Source organism: Dokdonella sp. (assembly GCF_017744955.1).
Classification (GTDB): Bacteria; Pseudomonadota; Gammaproteobacteria; order Xanthomonadales; family Rhodanobacteraceae; genus Dokdonella_A.
In genome coordinates this window covers 99,117-122,994 of record NZ_JAGIAG010000008.1, presented here as the reverse complement: position 1 = coordinate 122,994, position 23,878 = coordinate 99,117, and the positions used below count along the sequence as shown (strand labels likewise).

General features: G+C 70.7%; 15 protein-coding genes. 4 read left to right on the top strand and 11 right to left on the bottom strand.

Annotated features, from left to right (window positions below; all coding sequences use genetic code 11):
* Window positions 1–157: 157 nt before the first annotated feature.
* The 7 genes from J7520_RS15615 to J7520_RS15585 form a co-directional block, all read right to left on the bottom strand.
* A complete protein-coding gene (locus J7520_RS15615; protein WP_291190077.1) occupies window positions 158–1,957 on the bottom strand; it encodes an LTA synthase family protein in 1,800 nt (599 codons plus the stop codon).
* A gap of 103 nt (window positions 1,958–2,060) precedes the next feature.
* A complete protein-coding gene (locus J7520_RS15610) occupies window positions 2,061–2,609 on the bottom strand; it encodes a hypothetical protein (protein ID WP_291190074.1) in 549 nt (182 codons plus the stop codon).
* Window positions 2,610–2,686: 77 nt separating this feature from the next.
* Window positions 2,687–3,280: a hypothetical protein gene (locus tag J7520_RS15605; RefSeq protein ID WP_291190071.1), complete on the bottom strand. Its 594-nt coding sequence runs from the start codon at window positions 3,278–3,280 to the stop codon at window positions 2,687–2,689.
* A gap of 45 nt (window positions 3,281–3,325) precedes the next feature.
* Window positions 3,326–5,683: a hypothetical protein gene (locus J7520_RS15600; RefSeq protein WP_291190068.1), complete on the bottom strand. Its 2,358-nt coding sequence runs from the start codon at window positions 5,681–5,683 to the stop codon at window positions 3,326–3,328.
* Window positions 5,684–5,817: 134 nt separating this feature from the next.
* Window positions 5,818–8,613 carry a tetratricopeptide repeat protein gene (locus J7520_RS15595; protein WP_291190065.1) on the bottom strand — a complete coding sequence of 932 codons (2,796 nt, stop codon included), beginning with the start codon at window positions 8,611–8,613 and terminating at the stop codon, window positions 5,818–5,820.
* Window positions 8,614–8,676: 63 nt separating this feature from the next.
* The gene (locus tag J7520_RS15590) at window positions 8,677–9,219 is read right to left on the bottom strand and encodes an ECF-type sigma factor (protein ID WP_291190062.1); all 543 of its coding nucleotides are present in this window, start codon (window positions 9,217–9,219) and stop codon (window positions 8,677–8,679) included.
* Between the two features lie 83 nt (window positions 9,220–9,302).
* Window positions 9,303–9,605, bottom strand: a complete 303-nt coding sequence (locus tag J7520_RS15585; RefSeq protein WP_291190060.1) for a hypothetical protein — start codon at window positions 9,603–9,605, stop codon at window positions 9,303–9,305.
* A 204-nt stretch (window positions 9,606–9,809) separates the two neighbouring features.
* On the opposite strand from J7520_RS15585, the gene J7520_RS15580 reads away from it, so the two are divergent.
* Together J7520_RS15580 and glnE are read left to right on the top strand one after the other, a co-directional pair.
* A complete protein-coding gene (locus tag J7520_RS15580; protein ID WP_291190059.1) occupies window positions 9,810–11,771 on the top strand; it encodes a winged helix-turn-helix domain-containing protein in 1,962 nt (653 codons plus the stop codon).
* 45 nt (window positions 11,772–11,816) lie between these two features.
* Window positions 11,817–14,681, top strand: coding sequence for a bifunctional [glutamate--ammonia ligase]-adenylyl-L-tyrosine phosphorylase/[glutamate--ammonia-ligase] adenylyltransferase (gene glnE / locus J7520_RS15575; RefSeq protein ID WP_291190056.1), 2,865 nt, complete (start codon window positions 11,817–11,819; stop codon window positions 14,679–14,681).
* 412 nt (window positions 14,682–15,093) lie between these two features.
* On the opposite strand, the gene J7520_RS15570 is transcribed toward glnE, so the two are convergent.
* From J7520_RS15570 to J7520_RS15560, 3 genes are all read right to left on the bottom strand, one after another.
* Window positions 15,094–16,404, bottom strand: coding sequence for an amino acid permease (locus tag J7520_RS15570; protein WP_291190215.1), 1,311 nt, complete (start codon window positions 16,402–16,404; stop codon window positions 15,094–15,096).
* 279 nt (window positions 16,405–16,683) lie between these two features.
* A complete protein-coding gene (locus J7520_RS15565) occupies window positions 16,684–19,971 on the bottom strand; it encodes an amidohydrolase family protein (protein WP_291190053.1) in 3,288 nt (1,095 codons plus the stop codon).
* Window positions 19,972–20,238: 267 nt separating this feature from the next.
* Window positions 20,239–21,261, bottom strand: a complete 1,023-nt coding sequence (locus tag J7520_RS15560; protein WP_291190050.1) for a mitochondrial fission ELM1 family protein — start codon at window positions 21,259–21,261, stop codon at window positions 20,239–20,241.
* 258 nt (window positions 21,262–21,519) lie between these two features.
* Here J7520_RS15560 and J7520_RS15555 point away from each other — a divergent pair, with 258 nt between their 5' ends.
* Complete coding sequence (locus J7520_RS15555; protein WP_291190046.1) at window positions 21,520–22,125, top strand: YceI family protein; 606 nt, start codon at window positions 21,520–21,522, stop codon at window positions 22,123–22,125.
* Between the two features lie 111 nt (window positions 22,126–22,236).
* Here the strand turns inward: J7520_RS15555 and J7520_RS15550 are convergent, their stop codons facing one another.
* Complete coding sequence (locus tag J7520_RS15550) at window positions 22,237–23,484, bottom strand: Yip1 family protein (protein ID WP_291190043.1); 1,248 nt, start codon at window positions 23,482–23,484, stop codon at window positions 22,237–22,239.
* A gap of 180 nt (window positions 23,485–23,664) precedes the next feature.
* On the opposite strand from J7520_RS15550, the gene J7520_RS15545 reads away from it, so the two are divergent.
* The gene (locus J7520_RS15545; RefSeq protein ID WP_291190040.1) at window positions 23,665–23,874 is read left to right on the top strand and encodes a zinc-finger domain-containing protein; all 210 of its coding nucleotides are present in this window, start codon (window positions 23,665–23,667) and stop codon (window positions 23,872–23,874) included.
* Window positions 23,875–23,878 lie beyond the last annotated feature (4 nt).

Sequence of the window (23,878 nt, the reverse complement as noted above, 5' to 3'; positions counted from 1 at the left end):
CCGTCGACACGCGTCGCGGTTGCTATTGCTGCGAACGGCCGTAGCCGCGGCCGTGAGGCGCGCTCGGCGCCCGGCGTCGTGCGGGCAGGAATCCAACGGATCGGCGCGAAGAGCGACCTTGCAGGAGGCCGGCCGCATCCGGGGTGATGCGCGGACGTCAGCCGATGTCGTCGGCGTCGATCGAATCCAGCGCCTCGGCGACCACCGGCTCCAGCTCGCCGCGCAGGTGCAGCCGCGCCAGCGCGTCCAGGCCGGCCGAGGCGTCGGCGTTGTCGGGATCGAAATCCTCGTCGTCGAGCAGGGCCGCGAGCACGCCGAAGTAGGCGTCGTCGGCGACGCCGGCGGCGTCGAGCAGCAGAGCCGGCAGCGACCAGCTGCGCGCGTCCAGATGGCGCATGTGCTCGGTCGCGCTGTCGAGCAGCAGCCACGGCACCGGTTGCCGCGTCGCCTCGCGGCCGTCGTCGAAACCGAGCTGGGCGTAGACCGGCGCCAGATCGGGCAGGTGGTCGCCGTAGAACAGCAGCAGGGTGCGGCGCTGGCGCTGCAGCAGCGCGTCGGCGAGACGGCCGAGTTCGCGGTCGGCGTCGTCGAGCAGGTAGAGGTAGTTCGCGAACCATTCGCGTGCGCCGGCGTCGAGCCCTTCCGGCATCGGCAGCGCGGCGAGGCGCTGCGCGTCGAGGTCGGGACGCCAGTCGTGCGGGCCGTGGTTCTCCATGCTGATCGCGAAGACGAATTGCGGCGGGCCGTCGTCGGCGAGTTCGGCCAGCACGCGATCGGTCAGCGCCGCATCGGCGGTGAACAGGCCGACGATCGCGGCATCGGCGAATGCGGCGCCGTCGACGAAGCGCTCGAAGCCGAGCGCCTCGTAGGCCTGCGTGCGATTCCAGAACGCGGCCGCGTTCGGATGGATCGCCAGCGTGCGATAGCCCTGCGCGGCGAGCGTATGCGCGATACCCGGGTAGGTTTCGCCGTCGAGTTCCAGCCACGGGTACTGCACGCCGCCGAGGCTGCGCAGCGGCGCTCCCGTCAGCACCTCGAACTCGGTGCGGATGGTGCCGCCGGCGTAGGTCGGCACGACCATGTCGCCGTAGGTCGCGCGCTGTGCGAGCCGCCGGTACTCGTGCAGATAGCGCCCGCTGAGCACGCCGCGCAGGCGCGCCGGATCGAACAGCGATTCGCTCTGCACGACGACGATGTCGGGCCGCTCGAAGGTCGACGCGGCGAGTGCGCTGCGCAGCGTCGGCGCGTGCCGGCGCAGCAGCGCCACCGCGGCCTCGCGGTCGGCGGCGGGCACGCCGTTGCCGGTGATTTCCCAGTGGTAGACGAGCAGGCTGCCGATCAGGCCGGTGCGCACGACGCTCTCGGTCAGCGCCCACGGCTGGAAGGCGAGCTCGGTCGACTGGTACAGGCGCCGCCACGGCGTCGAACCGGCCAGCAGGCCCAGACCGCTGAGCAGGGCCAGCGCGCCGAGCAGCGGCGCACGCCAGCCGGACAGCGATTGCAGACGGCGTTCGCGGCAGAGCGCGAAGCTCAGCGCGAGCGCGCCGGCGAGCACGAGGAGATGGATCGCATCGAAGTGCAGGTACTGCGAGAACAGCCGCAGCGCCGGTCCCGGCTCGGTCAGGAAACGCAGGTCGCCCGGCAGCAGCGGCGCCTGCAGGCGGCCGAGCTTGGCGCTGTTCGCCGCGTACAGCGCGCCGATCGCGAGCAGCACGAGCCAGCAGGGCAGCAGCACGCGCCGCGTCATCGCGATCAGCAGACCGAACAGCGTCAGCGCCGGCAGCGCGTTCAGCACCAGGCGCTGCACGATGTCGTGCTGCGGCAGCGAATACAGGTCGATGCCCGGGTCGAGCTGGCCGACGGCGAACAGGATCGCCAGCGCGCAGGCGAACGCGCGCGCGGTTTCGCGCACGTAGAGGCGCCGCGGCGGCGCAGGAATGTCGGCGACGATTTCCATGACGAATCGATGACAATGCCATGACCGGCACGGCTTTGCATGAATCCGCAGTCATGTTGGCGCGGCGCCGGCGCCGGCGCATCGGCGGTCGCGGCGCGACGCGCTACGGGTCGGGCAGCGCCGTGATGCCGCTGCGGAACACGCCGTCGTTCGCCAGCGCCTGCTGCTCGGGCATGAGCTCGTAGGAGATCATCACCGGCCCGCACGCCGCTGCCGTCGGGTCGTACCAGGTGCTGATCGCGAGGTAGTACTCGCCCGAGTCGACGTCGCCGAGGGCCATCGATTCGCTGCCGCCCTGCGGCGCGTCGTCCACGACGGCGCCGCACCACGCCGCGCTGCCGCATCGCGTTTGCAGCAGGAACAGGGCCGGGTCGTAGGTGGCGGAAAACGGTGTGACCAAAAGAGTGCCGGCCGGATACGGCAGGCTGAGATGCACGATGCCGGCCGGACCGGTGAGCGCGAACATCCCGCAGGCCACGCTCAGGCCGACGTCGCCCGAGCACGTGTCGAAGACGTAGGGCGTGTTCGGTGCGATGTTCAGCGGCGCGGCGCAGCTTTGCGCCGCGGCGTCGGCGACGAGCAGCGGTGCGGACGCGAAGGCCGCGAGCAGAAGGCCGATCGGAACGCGGGAACGCCGAGCGGGTTCGCGCACGACGCGGTCCGCGGCGCGACGGATGCCGCTGGGATCCGCGCGCGACGTGACTCGATGCCGACAGGCCTGCACTGCGCTCACGGTGTATCGAAACCGTCGGCGAAGACCGCGTCGCCGAACACCGATATCGCATCGAAATAGCCGAAGAACTCGCCGCCGGCCGCGTCCTTCTCCACGCCGAGCGAGATCTTGATGCGCGCGTTCGGCGGTATCGGCGAGGGCATCGTCGCCGTGATCGATTGTTCGTAGCGTCCCCAGCCGCCGATCGTGGTGATGTAATTTCCGCCGCCCGACTGGCTGCCCTGCCACTGCGGGCAGTCGGGGTTGTCCAGCGAAAGCCAGTAGCTCACCACCAGCTTGCCGGCGCCCTGACCGGGCGGGATGTAGCCCCGCGCCACGATCCGGTACGGACCGGGCGCGGTCAGCGCAATGCACTGCTCCAGCGGGTAAAGGCGGTTCATCGCTTCGGGCGAGGCGTTGCCGACGCGCACGGCGCCCGAGCGCGCCGGATCGTCGACGTCGAAGCCTTCCCACACCGGCGCGGGCGATGCCGCCGCGTCGATCAGCCAACCGGACAGGTCGCTGTCGAACTCGCCGTTGACGAGAAGGTTCTGCGCCGTCGCCGTGCCGGCGAAGGCGAGCAGGATGGCGCAGGACACGAAGACGCGCATGCGGGGCTCCGAGGCGGATGTGGATGAGGGAAGCATCATTCGAGGTCAGTCGAAGTCGTCGGCGAAGATGCGATCGCCGTCGAAGTCGAGCGTGATGCCGTCGAACCAGGCGCTGAGCGGCCCGGCGCCGGTGACGCCGCCTTGGCGCGCGACCAGGCGCACGGTGATCGAACTGCTCGAATAGAAATCGGCGGGCGGCACGTCGATGGCGGTCGGCTGCGCGGGGTGCTGCCAGCTCGTGCCCGAGCCGAGGAACATTTCGCCGGAGCGGTCCGGTGCGCCGGCGGTGCAGTCCTCGCCGCCGAGGCGGCGGAATTCCCACACCAGCACCGCGTTGTCGCGCGTCTGCATCGAATTGCCGCCGCCCTGGCCCCAGCCGTTGAGCAGGTAGCGTCCCGGTCCGGGCAGGTGGACGCACTGCTGGCCGACCTCGCGCTGCGTCGTCAGCGCCTCGGGATCGGAGAACTTCCACGAGCCCGAGTTCGCCGCGCCGGTCGCGTTCAAGGTGCCGTCCCACTGGCCGGCGAACCAGGTCCACAGGCGCAGATCGGAGAAGTCGAAATCGCCGTTCAGCACCAGCGGCTGCAGCGATTGACGCTCGAACGCGCCGATGTCGCGCACGCCGGCGAAGTTCCCCTTCGCCGGCAGGTCCTGGTCGTGCGGGAAGCCGAGCACGTCGCGATCGTCGCCGGCGATGGCGGCGGCCAGATCGACCGCCGGCGAGGCGGCGCGCAGGCGATAGTCGCCGTGCTGCGGATCGACGAAGCGCGGATCGACCATCATCGGCAGCACGCCGCTGCCCACCGCACCGGTGAAACTGCCGACTTCGCTGGCGAGCATGCTTTCCACGGCGAGCGAGCCGCCGCTGCGCGCCAACGTGGTGAGGCCGGGTTGCCAGAGGATCGAGCGGCGAAGCTGCACGTCCTTGCCCGTCGCCGCGAGCAGGTTGCCCGCGCCGACCGTGTTGCCGGCGACGGTGGAGTCGAAGACGGACAATCCGTCGCCGCCCGACGACCGCACCAGCTCGTGGCCGACCTGGTTGCCGGTGATCAGCGCGTTGCGGATCTCGACCGGGTTGTAGTCGTCCGAGTCGACGGAGTCGATCAGGCGGCCGCCGCGATTGCCCTCGAAGACCAGGCCGCTGCCCAGGCTGCCCAGCCACAGCACGGCATCGTGTTCGGCGTTGAGGACGGCGCCTTGGGTCGGCTGGTTGGCGGCGTCCACGGCGAGGTTGCCGGCGATGCGCCCGCAGGCGACACCGACGGTGCAGCGGACCGCGCCCGCCGGCCATTCGCCGATGTTGAACGTGAACATGGCGAAGCTCTCGACCAGCACGATCGTGTCCGATCCCTGCACCTGCACCGCCGCGCCCTGGGGCGAGGTGTTCTCTTCCAGCGCGGCGTTGAACAGGTGCGCCTTGGCGAACAGGTCGCCGTCGAGGGCGCTGTCCTCCGAGCGCACGTGGATGCCGCCGCCGGCGACCGATGCGGAGTTGGCGACGATGCGCGCGGGAACGCCGTCCGCCGTGGCGTACACGTTCAGCTCCGCGCGGTTTCCGCCGGCGGCGCTGCCGCCCACGGCCACGCCGCCGCCGTAGCGCGCGCGGTTGTTGTAGACGGCGCCGAAGAAGGGCGACCCGCTGCCGATGGAGGCGTAGCTCGACAGCCCGCCCGAGTACACGTACAGCCCGCCGCCGTAGCCGCCGCTGCCGCCGGTTCCCAGCGCCTGGTTGCCGAGCAGGATGCTGTTCGGCTCGAGCATCGACATCTCGATCCCGTCCGCCACGATGCCGCCGCCGTTGTAGCGTGCGGTGTTGTTGGAGATGACCACGTCGTTGCCGACGGCGAGCTCGGCGTTCGTGCCGGTGCCTTCGGCGTAGATGCCGCCGCCGCTGCCGGCAGTGTTCTGCGTGATCAAACTGTCACGGACTTCCAGCAGGCCGTCGCCCTTGAAATAGATGCCGCCGCCCTTGCCGGTGCCGTCCTCGTCGCCGCCGCTGATGGTCAGGCGGCGCAGGTGAATCCACGCGCCGGTGCCGGCATTGATGGTGAACACGGGCGCCTGCGCGCCGCCCGCGCCGCTGACGATCGTGTTGGTGTTGTCGGCGCTCGCGCTGCAATCGGCGTAGCCGCCTTCGATGGTGACGTCCTGCGCGGTATCGATCGTGTTCGCTTCCGGTTCGTAGGTCAGCGAGCGCGTCAGACGGATGGTGTCGGCGCCGGGCGAATTGTTGGCGGCATTGATCGCCGACTGGATCGTGCCGTGCGTGCACGGCTGTCCCGGTCCGGACGGTGTGCCGACGGTGAAGACGGCGGCGTCGGCGAACGCGGTGGCGAACGTCAGCGCCGCCGCGATGCCGGCAGCCGGCGCGATGCGCGCGCGTGGATTGGAACGACGATGCATGGCGGTTTCCCCGTGTATCCGCAGCGGACATCGACGAGGAACGCCGGCCGACGCCGGAATGTGCCATTCGATGGATGTCGTCGTGCCGCAAGAAAAAGGCGCGTTCGCTCGCCCCTCGCCGGCGGGCGAGCGATCTACTTCGCGGCGGCGGCCGCCACTTCCGGATAGACGTCGTCGCGGCCGCTCAGCTTGCGCAGCAGCTGCTTGGTCAGGGGTTGCAGCACCTCGCCGGCGACGCCGAGCGCGATGCCTTCCTCGGCGCTCCGGCGCGCGTCTTCCTTGCGGCCGAGTTCGTCGAGGATCTGCGCCTTCTGCACCAGCATCGCCACGCGGCGCGACTTGGCCTCCGGCGCGACGCGCTGCCAGTCCTGCAGCGTCCGTTCGATCTCGGGCAAGGCCTCGGCGTTGCGATCGGCACGCCAGAGCGCGGCCGCGTAGGTGTTGCGGATCAGCACCGCTTCGCGCGAGCCGTCGTGGCCGCTGCGCTCGATCGCGCGCAGCGCCTGCGCCGCCAACTCCACGCCTTGCGCCGCATCCTTGCGCTTCATCGCGACGGCGGACAGCGTGGACAGCGAATAGGCGACGGTGGGGTGGTCCTCGCCGAACAGGGTGCGGCGTTCGGCCAATGCCCGGCGCATTTCGGCCTCGGCTTCGTCGAGCCGTTCCTGCCGGTACAACGCCATGCCGAGGTTGTTGCGCGCGCGCGGGCAGACCTCGCTCTTGATCGCGGCGCGCGCGCACACCGCCAGCGCCTCGCGATAGGACGCTTCGGCTTCACCAAGACGGCGCTGCGCGATCAGCACCTCGCCGCGCGCGTCGTACGTCTTGGCGATTTCCTCGTGGTCGTCGCCGAACACGGTGCGCTGCATCGCCAGCGCCTGCTCGAGCAGGTCGTCGGCTTCCGCGCTGCGCGCGACGTCGCGGCCGACGATCTGCGCCAGGTCGCGCAGCGTCGTGGCGATCGAATCGTGCGGTGCGGAGTAGATGCGCTGCTTCAGCGCCAGCAGCTCGCGCAGGCGCGCCTCGCTGCGCGCGGTCTCGCCGATGCCGTCGGTGGCGACGGCGAGATTGCCGAGCGCGGCGACGTAGCGGCTGTCTTCCTGCAAGCCGGCTTCGCGCCAGCGCGCCAGCGACGCTTCGAGCCGGGCGATCGCGGCGGGATAGCGTTGCGCTTCGGTGAGGGCGTTGCCGAGTTCCAGTTCGGCCAGCAAGGCGTCTTCGCGCTCCGCGTCGGGCAGGTTCGCCGCCGCCGCGACGGCCTCGCTGCGATGCGCCAGCGCTTCGGTGGCGGCGCCGAGCGCCATCTCCGCCGACGCCGCCACGTCCAGCGCGAGCAGCCGTTCGCGCGACGGCTGCGCGCGCAGCGTCGCCATCTCCGCCTGCGCGGCCTGCAAGGCTTCGCGGTTGCGTCCGGAACGCTGCAATGCGCTGGCGCGCAGCAGGCGTGCGCGGCGCGCGCCGGCGTCGTCGCCGCCCTGCGATGCCAGCGTCGCCGCTTGCGCGAGCTGCGCCTCGGCGCGGGCGTGATCGGACAGCGACAGGTTGACCTCGCCCAGCGTCAGCAGCACTTGTGCGCGCGTCGGAGCGTCGAGCGAGGCCGCGGCGAGCCGACGCTGCGCCTCGTCGACGAGCTGCTCGGGCGTGGGTCGCTGCTCGCGCGGCAGGCGCGCGCGAGCGGCGCCGAACACGCCGAGCACGAAGTCGCGCACGGTGTTGGCGCGCAGCGCTTCCTGCCGTGCGACGTGCGCCTGCCACGTCGCCACGCCGAGCGCGGCGAGGACGGCGAGCAGGAAGGCGAAGGTGGTCGCGACGCCGCCCTTGTGCCGCGCGACGAACTTGCGCGTGCGATACCAGCGCGACGGCGGATGCGCGAGCACCGGCCGGCCGCCTTGCAGGCGTTCGACGTCGTCGGCGAATGCGCCGGCCGAGGCGTAGCGGCGCGCCGGATCTTCGTCGAGCGCCTTCAGCACGATGGTGTCCAGGTCGCCGCGCAGCAGCCGGCGCGTGACCGGCGGCGTGGCCGGCAGCGCACCCGGCTCGTTGCGGTCGCCGACCTGTCCCGACGGCGTGCGGCCGTCGCCGAGGCGTTCGCCGGTGACCAGTTCGCCGAGCAGCACGCCGAGCGCGTAGACGTCGGTGGCGGTGGTGACGAGATCGCCGCGCTTCTGCTCCGGCGCGGCATAGGCCGGCGTGAACGCGGGCAGGCGCGTCTGCGTCTCGTCGTCGCCTTCGAGCAGCTTGGCGATGCCGAAGTCGAGCAGTTTGACCTCGCCGGCCGCGGTCACCAGCACGTTGGAAGGCTTCAGGTCGCGATGCACGATCAGGGCACGATGCGCGGCCTCGACGGCGCGGCAGACCTGCAGGAACAGCCCGAGTCGCGCGCGCAGGTCGAGGCGGCGCGCGCGCGCGTAGTCGGTGATCGGCATGCCGTCGACGAGGTCGAGCGCGATGTAGGCCAGGCCCGACTCGGTGACGCCGCCTTCGATCAGGCGCGCGATGCCGGGATGCTGCAGCTGCGCGAGCGCGAGGCGTTCGCGGCGGAACTGGCGCTGCGCGTCGGGCGAGTAGAGTCCGCGCCGCAGCAGCTTCAGCGCGACCTGCTGGCGCACGCCGCCTTGCGTGCGCGCGGCGCGGAACACGGTCGAGGAACCGCCTTCGCCGAGCACGTCGAGCAGTTCGAACGGGCCGATGCGCGTGCCGGCCGGCAGGACCGGCGTGCAGTCGGCCTCGCCGAGCCGGTCGGCGACGGTCTCCACGTTGCTGCCGAGCGATCCCGCACCGCGATCGTCGGCGTCGAGCAGTCGTCGCAGGCGCTCGCGCAGGTTCGCGTCCGCGCAGGCGGCGAGGAAGGCGGCGCGCTCGGCCGGCGCCAGTGGCACGGCCCGCTCGAACAGCTCGCGCAACGTCGGCGGAACTTCTGCCGTTCCCATGATGTGCCCCTCGTGCCCCTTGTGTCGCAGAACGCCGGTTCGGCGCGGAATGCGACAACGGCGCTACTGGATTTCCGACTTCAGGAAGGCGCAGGCGAAGCGCCAGTCGCGGTCGACCGTGCGCCGGGCCAGTTGCAGGACCTCGGCCGTCTGTTCCGCGGTCAGCCCGGCGAAGTAGCGCAGCTCGACCACGCGCGCGGCGCGCGCGTCGTTGGCGGCGAGCCGTTCCAGCGCGGAATCGAGCGCCAGCGCCTGCTCGGCGGTTTCCAACGCCAGCGTTTCGTCGCCACCGGTCAAGGTCACGCGCTGCCACTGGCCGCCGGCGCGCAGGCGCAGGCGGTCGCGCGCGCGATCGAGCAGCAGGTGGCGCATCGCGCGCGCGGCGTAGGAGAAGAACTGCGCGTCGTGCTCGAAGGCGAGCTCGCGGTTCGCGTTCACGCGCAGGTACAGCTCGTGCACCAGCATCGTCGTGTCCAGCATCGCGTCGCGTGGCTCGCGCGCCAGCTGGCGCCCGGCCATCGCCTTCAGGCGCGCGTAGACGGCGCTGAACATCGCGTCGGCCGAGCGCGGCGCTGGCGCATCGACGTCGCTCGTCGGTTCGATCACGTCGGTCGTCCCCCAGGTCCGGCGGCGCCGTCGCTTTCGCCACGCCGCCTCACGAGCGCGGCAGGACGCTCCCGCGTCGCCGCTCACGGATAGCTTACGCTGCCGGCGAGGCGATGTTGTGCAGGCAGCGGCGCTTCGCGCACCAGGCGTACATTCGCCGCGTGTTCGCGCCGGCAGGCGCGGCGGGCCTCGGTCATCAGGCGCGCGCGCGTGGCGTAGGCCTGGCCGGGATTGGGCTGCGCCATCGCCGCGCCGACCGCGCGCTGGCTGGGCAGGGCCGGATGGGCGCAGTCGATCACGATGCCGGTGTCGATTTCGGCGGCCGAGGCACCGGCGCAGAACACGGCGGCGAAGAGGAAGGGGACGATCGGCAGGCGGCGTTTCATGGCGGATTCCTCGAGGGCTTTGGCCGGTTCGTTCCGGCACGGGCAGCTTCCCGCCGCCGCTCGGCGAAGGCTTTAGGCGCGCCGCGGGGTGTGCTTGGGAAAGCTTGGGGATTGCTTGGGAACACCTGCCGCGCCGCCCGCGCGGGCGTGGACGCGGCGCGCGAGTTGCGCTTTGATAGTCGGCGGCGCCGGGGAGAATCGCCCGTGGATGCGCAGCGAGAGTCCGACCTCAACTTCGACGACGTGCGCATCGACTTCGCCGGTCGGCGGCTGTGGCGCGGAGGCGTCGTGCAGCCGCTGGAGCCGAAGGCGTTCGCCGTGCTCGCCCTGCTGGCCGGCGCGCCGGGCCGCGTGTTCGCGCGCGACGACATCCTCGATGCGGTGTGGGGGCATCGCCACGTCACGCCCGGCGTGCTGAACCGCATCATGACCCTGCTGCGCCAGGCGCTCGGCGAGGACGCGCAGCATCCGCGCCGGCTGCACACCGTGCACGGCACCGGCTATCGCTTCGACCTGCCGCCGTCGCCGCCCGTCGACGCGTCGGCGGAGCGGCGGACGCAGGCGGATCGTCGTTCGCGCGCGACGGCGCTCGCCGCGGACCGGCCGCGGCGAGCGCGGCGCCTGCTCGCGCTTGCGTTCCTGCTCGCCGGCATCGCGCTGATTCTCTGGCGCGCTCTCGCGCCTTCGCCGTCGTCGATTCCGCCATCTCCGGCGGCCACCATCGCAGCGACGACGCCGACGCTGGTGGTGGTGCCGCTCAAGCCGATCGGCGACGCCGACGGCGCGGCGACCATCGCCGCCGGACTCAGCGAGGAACTGATCGGCAACCTGGCGCGGATCGACGGACTGCGCGTGATCGCGCGCGAATCGACCCAGCTCGCCGCCGCCCAATCCACCGACCCGGCGCAACTGGCGCAGCGCCTCGGCATCACCCATCTGCTGACGGGCAGCCTGCAACGGGACGGCCAGTCGCTGCGCGTGCGTCTGCGCCTGGTCGAAGCCGGCGACGGCCGCGCGCTGTGGGCGAAGGACTTCGACCGCGACGCCTCCGAGGTACTGCTGCTGCAACGGGAGATCGCCGAGTCGGTGGCGGCCTCGCTGGCGTTGAAGCTGGGCCTGGCGACCACGCGCGTGGCGAGAAGCGGCGATGCGGAATTCCTGCGCCGCTTCCTCGCCGCGCAGGCGCTGATCGACCGCCGCGACCTGCCGGCGGAGGAATCCACCGACCTCGCCGAAAGCGAGTTTCGCGAGCTGCTGCGCGAGCGCCCCGACGATGCGCGCGTGCACGCCGCGCTGGCCATTGCCCTGGAGGTTCGCGCGCAACGCAAGCCGCCGCTGGCGATCACCTTGCGCAAGGAATCGCAGCGCGAGGCCGCTATTGCCTCGCGCCTCGATCCGAGCCTGCCCGGCCCGTACGCGGTGCAGTCCGGCCTGTGCCGCGAAAACGATTGGGAGCACTGCCTGGGGCTGCTGGCCAAGGCGTGCGCACTGGCGCCGAGCGATCCTTCCACCGTCGGCGCGTACATCGTCGTCCTGGCCCGGCTGGGATATCTGGATCGCGCCGAGCAGGCGCAGCGCGAAATGGTCGCCCGCGACCCGCTCGCACCGGGCCGGCATTTCTGGCTCGGCCGCATACTCGACACGCTCGGCCGTCACGACGAGGCGCGGCTCGAGTTCGACCAGTCCGACAAGCTTCCCAGCGCCTACTCGCGCTGGTTCAACGCGGTGTGGCGCCGCGACTACGCCACCGCCCTGCGCGTCGCCGAGGCGGACATCGGCTCGCCCGACAATCCCGACTCCTACGCGCCCAAGCTCGCCCCGGGATACCTCGCCGCTTCGCGCGCGCTGACCGACGCGACGCTGTGGCCGCAGGCCTTCGCCGAGTTCGACAAGTACGAGCTCGGCACCGGCATGTGGAATTTCTCCCGCGTGTTCGCGCCCGGCGCGCAGGCGCACGATGCCGAGACGATCCGCAAGCTCAACGAGATCCGCCAGCGCGGCTATTCCAGCTGGGATCTGCTGTTGTGGACCCGCGACCTGGTCCATCTGCGCCGCGATCCGGCGTTCCAGGACTACCTGCGCGACAACGGCATCCTCGACTACTGGCGCGCGCACGGCTTCCCGCCGCAGTGCCGGCCGCAGGGCGACGGCGCCGCCTGCGATTGAGCGCGGCGCTGGCCGCGGTCACGATCCTGCTGCGACAATCGCCGCATGCTTGTGCAAGCGAACTGGCCGCGTGCGACGGCCGCCTTCCTCGACGAACGCCTGTCGCGACTGGAACACGCCTGTCGCGAGGCCGACGTGCCGTTCTACGACGACGCCGGCGTCGACGATCATCTGCAGCGCGTGCTGCTCGCCAGCGACTTCGCCTACGAGAGCTTCCTGCGCGATCCGCGCCTGCTCGGTCCGGAGTTCCTGCAGCTGATGAGCGATCCGCGCCATGCCGACGCGCGCGCCGGCGGATTGGCCGAGCTGCACGACGAGGAGCTGCGCGCCGAGCTGCGCCACTTCCGCCGCCGCGAGGCGCTACGCCTGATCTGGCGCGACGTCAACGGCGCCGACGCGGTCGAGACCACGCTGGCCGGCGCCTCGGTGCTGGCCGAGGCCTGCATCGAGGCCGCGCTGCGCGGCGCCGAGCACCAGGTCGCCGCGCGCCATGGCGTCGTGCGCGACGCCGGCGGCCAGCCGCAGCGACTGGTCGTGTTCGCGCTCGGCAAGCTCGGCGGCGGCGAGCTGAACTTCTCTTCCGACATCGACGTCGTGTTCGCCTTCGCCGAACACGGCGACAGCGACGGTCCGCGGCCGCTCGACGCCGGCGCCTACTACGCGCGCATCGGCCAGGCGCTGGTCGCGCTGCTCGCCGACCGCGACGCCGACGGCTACGTCTACCGCGTCGACCTGCGCCTGCGGCCGTTCGGCAGCGCCGGCCGCGTCGCGCTGTCGTTCGCGGCGATGGAGCAGTATTTCCAGCGCGAAGGGCGCGACTGGGAGCGCTACGCCTGGATCAAGGCGCGCCCGGTCGCCGGCGATCGCGGCGCCGGCGCGCGTCTGCTCGACGCGCTGCGGCCGTTCGTGTTCCGCCGCTATCTGGACTACGGCGCGTTCGCCGGCCTGCGCGAGATGAAGGCGCTGATCGACGCCGAGGTCGCGCGCAAGGATCTGGCCGATCACCTCAAGCTCGGTCCGGGCGGCATCCGCGAGATCGAGTTCATCGTGCAGCTGGTGCAGCTGATCCGCGGCGGCCGCGAGCCCACGCTGCGCGCGCGAGGCCTGCTGCCGGCGCTGGCCGCCTGCGAGCAGCTCGGCTTCATTCCGGCCGTGCGCGCGCAGACCCTGCGTGCGGCGTACCGCTTCCTGCGCCGGCTGGAGAACCGCGTGCAGATGTTCGCCGACCAGCAGACGCACGAGATTCCGGCCGACACGGCGATCCGCGAGCGCCTCGCCTTCGCGCTCGACCGCAGCGACTGGGCGACGCTCGAGCGCGAGTTGCAGAAGCATCGCGCCGCCGTGGCCGAGGAGTTCGGTGCGCTGATGGCGGTCGAGGCGCGCACCGCCGTGCAGCAGACGCAGGCGCAGTGGGGCGAGCTGTGGCGCGCGCTCGCCAACGGCGAGGGCGTCGACGCGCGCGCGCTGGCGAGCGTCGGCTTCGATCCGCCGCAGGAAGCCGCTGCCGAACTGGAGGCCCTGCTCGGCAGCACGGCGCTGCGCAACATGTCGGCGCGTTCGCGCGAGCGGCTCGATCGCGTGATGCCGGCGCTGTTCGCCGCCGCGGCGGCGCAGGTCGAGCCGGTGCGCACGCTGACGCGCCTGCTCAAGCTCGCGCATGCGGTCGCGCGACGCTCGGTCTACCTGGCGCTGCTCGACGAGCAGCCGGCGGCGCTGAAGCGGCTCAGCGCCGTGTTCTCCGCCAGCGCGTTTCTCGCCGAGCGCGTGATCGCCCATCCGCTGCTGCTCGACGACCTGTTCGACGACCGCGTCGACCAGGGCGCGCCGACGCGGCGCGAGGTCGAGGACGAACTCGAGCGTCGCCTCGCCGCGCTCGGCGAGGCCGATACCGAGGCGGAGATCGAACTGATCCAGGAGGTGCGCCAGTCCGCGCTGTTCCGCATCGGGCTCGCCTTTCTCGGCCGGCGGCTGGACGCGGTGGCGAGCGCGCGCGCGCTGGCCGAAGTGGCCGAAGTCGTGCTCGCCGCGGTGCTGCGCATCGCCGAGCGCGACCTGGTCGCCGCGCACGGCAAGCTCGGCGAGCGCGCGCACGACGGCACGGGCCTGGCGATCGTCGCCTACGGCAGCTTCGGCGGCGCCGAACTCGGCTTCGGTTCCGATCTCGACCTGGTCTTCCTCTACGACGGCGAGCTCGCGCAGGTCGAATCCGACGGCGCGCGTCCGCTCGACGGCCAGCGCTACTACGCGCGCCTGGCGCAACGCATCGTGCATCTGCTCGGCGTGCTGACGCGCGCCGGACGTCTGTACGAGGTCGACGTGCGCCTGCGCCCGGACGGCAGCAAGGGCATGCTGGTGCTGAGCCTCGCCGCCTACGAGGCCTACCAGCGCGAACGCGCCTGGACCTGGGAGTTGCAGGCGCTGGTGCGCGCCCGTGCGATCGCCGGCGACGTCACGCTGGCGCGCCGCTACGCGCAGTTGCGCGAAGCCCTGCTCGCGACGCCGCGCGACGCGCAGGCCGTGCGCGACGACGTGGTCGCGATGCGCGCGCGCTGGCGCGCCGACCGCGACCGCTCCGACGCGCAGGCGTTCGATCTCAAGCAAGGCTCCGGCGGACTGGTCGACATCGAATTCTTGCTGCAGGCGCTGGTGCTGACGCATGCCGCGCGGCATGCGGACTTGCGCGGCAGCGGCAACTCGGCCGAGCTGATCGCGCTGCTGGCGAAGATCGGCGTGCTCGATGCGACCGACGCCGATGCGCTCGCACGTGCGCACGCCGACCTGCTCGCACGCGCGATCCGCTGCACGCTCGACGGGCGTCCGCGCATCGTCGCGCGCGGCGGGGAGGTCGAGCAGGAAGCGTTGGTGGTGCGGGAAATCGCAGAGAGATTGGGCTTCGGCTGGAATCCGTAGTGGATGGAAGCCGGGGATCTGCTGGAGCGAATATGCGGTGCCGAGGCAAACGCCGATACCGCGATGGATTCCTGTTTATCGCAATCGCCCTTCGGCATTCCGCTCGATCCGACGGCTAGGCCGAGGAGCGAGGCCGCTTCGATTCGCGCAACGAGTACAGCCCATGAGCGAGAAAGCCGATGGCGCCAATAAAGATCGCTCTCGGCCAGTCCAGCCTGTAGGTGCCGAGACCTGAAACGAGCACGCCGTACAGAAGAGTTCCTGTCGCCAGGGCGCTTCCGGTTCGTAGTGCTCTGAGCATGGAAAGATTCCTCTGGCAGCTCGACGTCCGGGCTCGGTGGCGCAACCGAACGTCCAATGGATGAAGGAAGTTGCCGCCGGTCGTGTCAGTCGGCTCGCCGCCGTACGGCAATCACCGACCCGGCCGCCGCCCGCGCAGCCGCCGCGCCACTTCGCTGCACACCGCGATGGCCAACGTCAGCCCGAGCGTCGACAGCAGCTGCAGGCGCGGACCTTCGATGGACAGCGCCAGCGCGAAGATCGCACCGAGCATGGCCAGGCCGAAGCCGGTCAGCCAGGGAAACGCGCGCATGCGGAACGGCAGCGGCGTGCCGGCGCGATCGGCGCGGCGGCGCAGGATCAGCTGCGCGAGCAGCGAGATCGTCCACACCAGCAGGCAGGTGGAGCCGACCAGGTTGAGCAGCGCCGGCAGCACGCGCGATGGATAGAGCAGTTCGAGCAGCGTCGCGAAGAAGCCGAAGGCCACGCTCGCCAGCACCGCGACCATCGGCACCTGGCGGCGATCGAGGTAGGCCAGCCGACGCGGCGCCTCGCCGCGCTCGGCCAGCGAGAAGATCATGCGCGAGGCACCGTAGAGGTTCGCGTTCAGCGCCGACAGCAAGGCGATCACGGCGACCAGGGTGATCGCGCTCGCCGCGCCCGGAATGCCGGCTTGCTGCAGCACCGCGGCGAAGGGCGACTTCAGCGCCTCGCTGGTCCACGGCACCACCGCGACGATCACGCTGAGCGAACCGAGGTAGAACACCAGGATGCGCCACAGCACGGTGCGCGTCGCCTGCGCGATGCTGCGCTCCGGCTGCTCGGTCTCGGCGGCGGCGATGGCGACGATCTCGGTGCCGCCGAAGGCGAACACGACCACCAGCAAGGCGGCGCCGATGCCGGTCCAGCCTTTCGGCGCGAAGCCGTCGCTGCCGAAGACGTTGGTCCATCCCGGCGAGGCGACGCCCGGCAGCAGGCCGAGCAGCAGCAAGGCGCCGACAAGGAGGAAGGCGACGATGGCGGCGATCTTGAGGATCGCGAACCAGAACTCGAATTCGCCGAAATTGCGGATGCCGAGCAGGTTGATCACGGTGAACACCAGCATGAAGCCGAGCGACATCCAGGCGACCGGCAGCGCCGGCCACAGCGTCGCCAGCAGGCCGGCGGCACCGACCGATTCCGCCGCGATCACGACCACCAGCTGAGCCCACCACAGCCAGCCGACCGTGGCGCCGGCGGTCGCTCCCATCGCCTCGGCGGCATACACGGAGAACGCGCCGCTGGCCGGTCGCGCCGCGGCCATCTCGCCGAGCGCGAACATCACGATGATGGCGAGCGTGCCGGCGACCAGGTAGGACACCAGCACGGCCGGCCCGGCGGTCTGCACGCCGATGCCCGAGCCGAGGAACAGGCCGGCGCCGATCGCGCTGCCGAGCGCCATCATGGTCAGCTGGCGCGGCCTCAAGGCGTGGCGCAGCTGCGTCTGGCCGACGTGGTCGCCGGCGGACGCGAGGGACTGGGAGAGCGGGTCGGACGATCGTTCGGGACGGGACATCGGCGGGATTCGAGGGCCTGGACGGGAGAACAGTAGCCGCCGCCGGCGTTCGCGCCTAGGCGCCGCGCCGAGCGGCGGCCCGGGAGGTCGGCGCCGACCGCGACGGCACTCGCGGTCGGCGTCTCGCCGCTGGGGTCTTGCTCATGCGCGCAGGCGCACGAGTCGAGCTCAGTGCACGTGCCGCGTTCCGGACTTCGGGCAATGGCACATCGCCGTCGGCCCGAACTCGATGCCGAAGCTGCGGCCGTCGCGATGACGCTGCCAGTAGAACTCCGGCGCCGCGCGGCCCTTGCCGCCGACTTCGGCCATGTCGGCGTCGACGTCGAACACGCGGCCGTTGACGGCGACGTAGCGCGTGTCGGCGGTGGCGCGGATATTCTCCAGCGGGTTGGAATTGAGCACCACGAAGTCGGCGCGCTTGCCCGCTTCGATCGAGCCGATCTGCTTGGACAGGCCGAGCATGTCGGCGCCGTCGTAGGTCGCCGCACGCAGCGCTTCCCAGTTGGAAAAGCCGCTCTGCGCGAGCATCCAGATCTCCCAGTTCTCCGACAATCCCTGCAGCTGGCCGTGGCCGCCGGTCTGGATCTTCACGCCGGCGTCGCGCAGCTTCTTCGCCGCGGCGCCGACGGTCTGGTAGTAGTAGTCCCAGTCCGGCGCGGTCTCGCGGCGGATCGAGCGCGCGTCGAGCGTCTCGCGCGGGAAGAAGCGGTTGAGCTTCTTGTCCTCCCACACGTTGTCGCGCGCGTACCAGTAGTACTCGCCGGACAGGCCGCCGTAGTTGACGACCAGGGTCGGCGTGTTGCGCACGTCGGTCTGCTTCCACAGGCCGATCACGTCGGCGTACAGCGGCGCGACCGGCAGGTTGTGCTCGATGCTGGTGACGCCGTCGAGGATCATCGGCAGGTTGTGGTTGAGCGTGGAACCGCCTTCCTCGACCACCAGCATGCCCAGTTCGCGCGCGGCCTGGTTGATCTGCTGGTGCTGCTCGCGGCGCGGCTGGTTGTAGCTCTTCACGCTGAAGGCGCCGTTCGCCTGCATGCGGCGCAGGTGCGCGCGCGCGTCGTCGAGCGAATTGACGACGACCTTGAAGTCGCCGTCGGCGCCGTACAGGATCGAGCCGGTCGAGAACACGCGCGGGCCGACCAGGTCGCCGGCCTTGACCAGCTCGGCCTGCGAGAACACCGTCTCGGTGGTCGCCGACGGATCGTGCATGGTCGTGATGCCGAACGACAGGTTCGCGTAGTAGGCCCAGTTCGCCTGCGGCACCACGCCGGTGAAGAAGTGGTTGGCGTGCGCGTGCGCGTCGACGTAGCCCGGCGCGATGGTCTTGCCCTTGACGTCGACGACCTTCGCATTCGGCGGGATCGCGACGTTCGCGCCGACCGCCTTGATCGTGTCGCCTTCGACGACCAGAGTGCCGTTCTCGATGACTTCCTGTTCGCCCGCCTGCGCGTTGCGCATCGTGACGATGCGCGCGCCGGTGAACGCGAAGACGTCGCTCGGGCGATCCATCGGCACGGCCAGGCCGACGTCGACGCCCTTGTCGCTGCCCGGCTTGGGCAGTTCCTTCGGCGCGCCGGGCACGAAAGCGAACGCGTCCTTGAGTTCGCGCGTGTGGTAGTCGCGGCCGACCATCCAGTGCAGCGCGCGCGAGTCGTCGGACCAGTGCAGGTAGGAGCCGACGTCCTTGCTGACCGGCGTGACCGGGATCGCCTTGGTGTCCTTGGAAAGCACGATCGCACCGCCGGTCTGCGGCAGCGGCGCGACGTAGGCGTTGAAGAGCTCGGTGAAGGCGACCCACTGGCCGTCCGGGCTCACGTTGACGAAGTCGACGTACTTGAGGTCGAACACCTCGCGCGGCTCCTCGCCGCCGAGTCCGACGCTCATCAGCTTCTTCTTCAGGCCGTCGCCGACGAGATAGAACACGCGCTTGCCGTCGGCGGAGAACTGCGGGTTGGCGCCGGACTTGGCGACGCGCTTCGCTTCGCCGCCACTGGACGGCATGAGGTAGATGCCCGCTTCGCCGGAATTGAGGTTGCCGGTGATCGAGCCGCCGGCGGTCTTCGCGTAGACGACGCGCGCGCCGTCGCGCGAGTAGCGCGGGCCGTAGTAGAAGCCGGGCTTGGCGGTCAGCGTGCGCGTCTGGCCGCTGGCGAGGTCGCGCTCGACGATCGCGCCCTGCTTGGCGTCGGACCAGGTCGTGTAGAGCAGCTTGCGTCCGTCGGGGCTGAAGGCGGGCTGGTACTCGAACTGCGCGGCGTCGGCGGTCAGGCGTTCGGGCGCACCGTTCGGCAACGCCTTCTTCCACAGATGGCCGACCGCGTGGAAGACCAGCGTACGGCCGTCCGGGCTGGTGGCGACGTCGCGGATCATCTTCGGCTGGAAGCTGCCCTGGTCGAGCTTCTGCTCGAAGCGCAGCGGCTGCGCGACGGTCTGCTCGACGGCGGCGGTGAACGGAATCTGCGTCGGCGTACCCTTGTCCGCGTCGACGCGCCACAGCTTGCCCTGCGCCCAGATCACCAGATTCTTCGAATCCGGCGTCCAGGCGAAGTTGGCGTAGGGACCGAAGATCGCCCAGGCTTCCTGCATGTCGTGCGAGAGGCCGTCCCACAGCGGGCGCACGTTGCCGGAGTCGAGGTCGACCACGTGCAGCACGCTCTTCTCGCGCACGCGCTTGACGAAGGCGAGCGACTTGCCATCCGGCGAGGGCTGCGGGCGCACCGCGCCGCCGGGCGTGGCGACGATCGTGTCGGTCTCGCCGGTCTGGCGATCGAGACGCTTGATCGCGTAGATCACGTCGTACGGATTCTTGTTGTACTGGAAGAACGGACCCGCCGAGACGTCCTCGGAGTAGTAGACGTAGCGGCCGTCCGGACTGACCGCCGGTTCGCCGAGGTCCTGCTGGTCGTTCTTCTGCTTGGTCAGCTGCAGGCCGGCGCCGCCGGCGCGGTGGTACATCCACAGTTCGCCGGCGCCGAGCGAGCGTTCGCCGGTGAAGTGCTTGCGGCCGATCAGGTACTGGCCGTCGGGCGTCCAGGCCGGATTGTTGAGCAGGCGGAAGTCCTCCTTCGACACCGGCGTCGGCGCACCGCCGCCGACCGGCATGCGCCAGAGGTTGTTGCCGCCGCCGCGGTCGGAGGTGAACGCGACTTCCTTGCCGTCCGGCGAGAAGCGCGGCTGCACGTCCCAGGCGGGTCCCGAGGACAGGCGCTTGGCCGTGCCGCCGTCGATCGGCAGCAGGTAGAGGTCGCCGAGCAGGCTGAACACGATCTGCCGGCCGTCCGGACTGACGTCGAGGTCGAGCCAGGTGCCTTCGTCGGTCGAGAATTTCACCGTCTTGGTCGGGCCGTGCGCGGCGTCGACGTCCCATTTCGGCTTGTCGTCGCCGGCGGCTTGGGCGGAGGCGCAGACGAGCGCGATGCAGACGGCGAGGGCGGTGCGGCGAAGCGAAGGCATGGAGGGGCTCCCTGGGCAAATTCCGCCGAGCTTAGGCGATGCGTCGCGCGGATGGGCGGGCCGAAAGTCCCGGTTGGAAGCGGCCGTCTCGCAACCGGCTTTTCGATCTCTCCGGACGGGCGCCGCATCGGGTTGCCGGAGGACCGGGGGCGTGATTCAAAGGCGTTGTCTCGCAGAGGCGCAGAGAACGCCGAGAAAAGCTTCTTCGGCTTTTTTTCTCTCTCTGCGTTCTCTGCGCCTCTGCGAGAAATCCGTCTTTTTTTCGGCTCAGCCGGACAGACCGCGTGTCCGGTCAGCGGATGAAGCGAGCCGTGGCGCGTCAGCCGCCTTCCAGCGTTCGCGCACGAGTTCCGCGATCGCCGCGGTTTCGGCCAGCGGCGGCGGTTGCGGCGGTCCCTGCAGCGGATCGTCGAGGCGGCGCAGGTGGCCGCTGCCGGCGAGTTCGGCGTGGAACGCGGCGAGCTTGCCCTCGATCGCACGCGGCGCGAACGTGTAGACCGGCTTGCCGGTCGCGCAGGCCTCGGAAATCATGTTGACCGAATCGGGCGTCACGACGATGCGATCGGCCCAGCCGAGATAGCCCGCGTACGGATTCGCGCCGTCCGCGTCGCCGCTCCAGAAGCGGCCCGGAAACGCGGCGAACGCGCGGCGTAATTTGTCCGCCAGCGCCGGCGGCGTGCGGCGCGACAGGCTGACCAGGAAACTGCCGCCCTCGTCGGCGTGACGCGCGGCGAGGCGATCGAGCAGGGCGTCGAGATAGGCCTCGTCGATGCGCTGCGCGCGGTTGGAGCCGCCGATCAGCACCGCCGTGCGCGGCGCCGGTGCCTGCGCGAAATCGGAAAAGCGCGCACGGCCGGCGGCGAGCCAATCGGCGTCGACCGTGTTCAACGCGCCGATGCTGCGGATCACGTTGTCGCCGTCGATGCCGTCGTGCTGAGGCGCGACGACCAGGTCGAACGCCGCGCTGTCGATGCGCGGATCGAGGATCTGCACCGCGTAGCAGCGGCGCGCGCTCCACTCGCGCAGCAATCGCGTGACCAGCGCCGCGCGCCGGCCGCAGCCGATGGCGAGATCGGGCCACGGCGGCGCCAGCGCCTCGCCGCGTTCCTCGCGAATCGCCGCGGACGCCCCCAGCGTCAGGCGCGGTGCCAGCGCGGCCCACGGCTGGCGCAGGCGCACGCGCAGCACGCGCGGCGCGAACCCGAGCGCGCGCGCCAGCGCGACGGCCTGGTTCTCGTTGCCGGCGGCGCCGTCGCTGATCGCCCAGCAGGTCGGAGTCGACAGGGTCATTCGGGCAGGGTAGCGGACCGGCGGCGCCGCCGCGAATCGCGTGTCCCCGCGGCGCGATTGTTTCCGCAGCCGAAACGATGTTTCCTGCCGGAGCCTCTTGTGATGCGCTCCACCGCGACCCATCCTGCAACTTCGTTTTCGGGGAAGTCTGTCGTATCGTCGGGAAACTTCACCCGGCGCAACGCGTTCCAACCGGAATCGATCGACCCGATCGACCCTCGCTTCGACCCCAGCACGTTCTGCCTACAGGAGTTGTCCATGATCCGTCGCTTCGCTCTCGCCGCCGCCGTCGCGCTGGCGTCCGCCCCGGCCTTCGCCGCCGGTACCGCCTATACGCTCGATCCGGGCCACACCCAGGTCGTGCTGCAATGGAACCACTTCGGTTTCTCCAATCCGGAAGCGCAGTTCGGCAAGATCGAGGGCACGGTCGAGTTCGACCAGGCCGATCCGACCAAGTCGTCCGTCAACGTGAAGATCGACACCGCCAGCATCAACAGCAACGTCGCCAAGTTCGACGAGCATCTCAAGAGCGCCGACTTCTTCGACGTGGCCAAGTATCCGGAAGCGACCTTCAAGAGCACCAAGGTCGAGAAGGGCGCGGCGCCCGATCAGCTCAAGGTGAGCGGCGACCTGACCATCCACGGCGTGACCAAGCCGGCCACGCTCGACGTCAAGGTCAACAAGGTCGGCGAGCACCCGATGCGCAAGGCGCCGGCGGTCGGCTTCGACGCCAAGACCACGATCAAGCGCTCGGACTTCGGCATCGGCAAGTACGCGCCGAACGTCAGCGACGAAGTCGGCATCAACATCACCGTCGAGGCGATCGAGGCCAAGGCCTACGCCGAGAGCCAGAAGAAGAAGTGATTGCGCGACGGCGCCGGCGCGAAACGCGCGGTGCCGTCGTCGCTACGCCGTCCGGCGCGTGCGCCGGGCGGGATGGGAACGCGAAGCCGCGAGCGGGAAACCGCCGCGGCTTCAGCTTTTCTTGACGCCCTGCGTCTTCAGCGCTTCCAGTCCGCCGAGATCGATGCCGGCGACCGCGGCCTTGAGCTGGTCGATGCTGTCGGCATTGCCGCGCGCCTTGACCGAGAAGCGCTCGCCGACGACGACGGCGTACTCGCCGTGCTTGTCCTGGCCGTTCCATTCCTCGTGCACGAGGCGGCCGTCCTGCTTGTAGGTCTTCTCGTAGCCGTGGTCGGTTTCCTTCTGGCTGTCGAGCGCGGCCCAGCCGGCCAGCGCCATCAGGCCCTTGGCCGAACCCATGTCCGTCACTTCCAGCTCGACGCGGCGGTCGCCGCCGTCGGAGTACGTCGCGCGCGCCTCGGACACCTGCATGCCGAGCGCGCCGTTGCGCTCGGCGGAGAAGTCCGTGCGCTTCAGGCCGGCCAGCGTTTCCGGCACGAAGGGCTTGAGCACGTCCGGCGCCAGCGCCTCGACCGGCTCGCCGCCGCCCGCCGCCGCGATCACGGCGCCGAGCGCCTTGCTCTGCGCCGCGGCGTCGCCGGACTTCTGCGCGGCCTCCATCTGCTTGCCGGCCGCTTCCATCTTCTTGCTCCACGCGTCGAGCTGGCCGGCCGGGCTGTTGCCGTCGATCGACACCTGGCCGCCCGCGCCGCTGATCGCGGCGCCGCCCATCATCGCGTTGGTGCCGACGACGCCGGCGACGACCAGCGAGAGGATCCAGCCGAGCACGATCGCCGCGAGGATGCTCACCACGGTGTAGCCGGCGGCTTTCTCCGGCGGCGCCTTCATCGTGGCCGGCAGGCCGAGATACAGCAGATAGATCGCGTAGATGCCGCCGGCGAGGGCGATGAGGAAGCCGATCCACGGCACGATCAGGCCGACGTTGGCGACCCAGCTGGCGGTGTAGGAATAGCCGACCGCCTTGAGCGCCTGGACCTGGTTCTTCTGGCCGCCGAAGGTCGGCGCGAGAGCGTCGATGATCAGCGCCATCACGTAGACCAGCGCCAGCGACAGCACGTAGCCGAGGATCGCCGCGGTCAGGCCGGCGCCGACCGGCACGCGCACGTTGACGCCGAACGCGCTGTAGCCGATCAGGCTGCCCTTGACGAAGCCGACCACGGCGGGGATCGCCGCCAGGATCGCGATGTAGTTCTTGTACAGGTCGGGAACCGTGGTCGATTCGCCCGCGATGACCGGCCACTCGGTCTTCGGCGTGGTCAGGATGGCCTTGGCACGCGCGATGAGCTTGTTGAAATCCATGAAAACCCCCTCGTCGATTGGGAACTCCGCGGGCGGCATTCTAGGCCAGAATTCCGACGATCTCGTTCCGATCGCGTCCCGGTCCGCGACGTGGGGAGTTGGCACGCGTCCTGCTGCTAAACTCGCACCCCCGCCGCGGCGCGTCGCGGACCGCGCGGGTCACCACCGATGGAGTCCCCCATGTCGCGCCCCAATCCCGCGGCGGAAGCCCGCATTCCCGCCAACGCGGAGAACCGCTATCGCATCACCCGCGCCGATCTGCCGCTGTCGTGCCCGATGCCGGGCATGTCGCTGTGGAATTCGCACCCGAAGGTCTACCTGCCGATCGCCGAACAGGGCGGTCACGCGAAGTGCCCGTACTGCGGCGCCGAGTACGACCTGGCCGACTGATCCG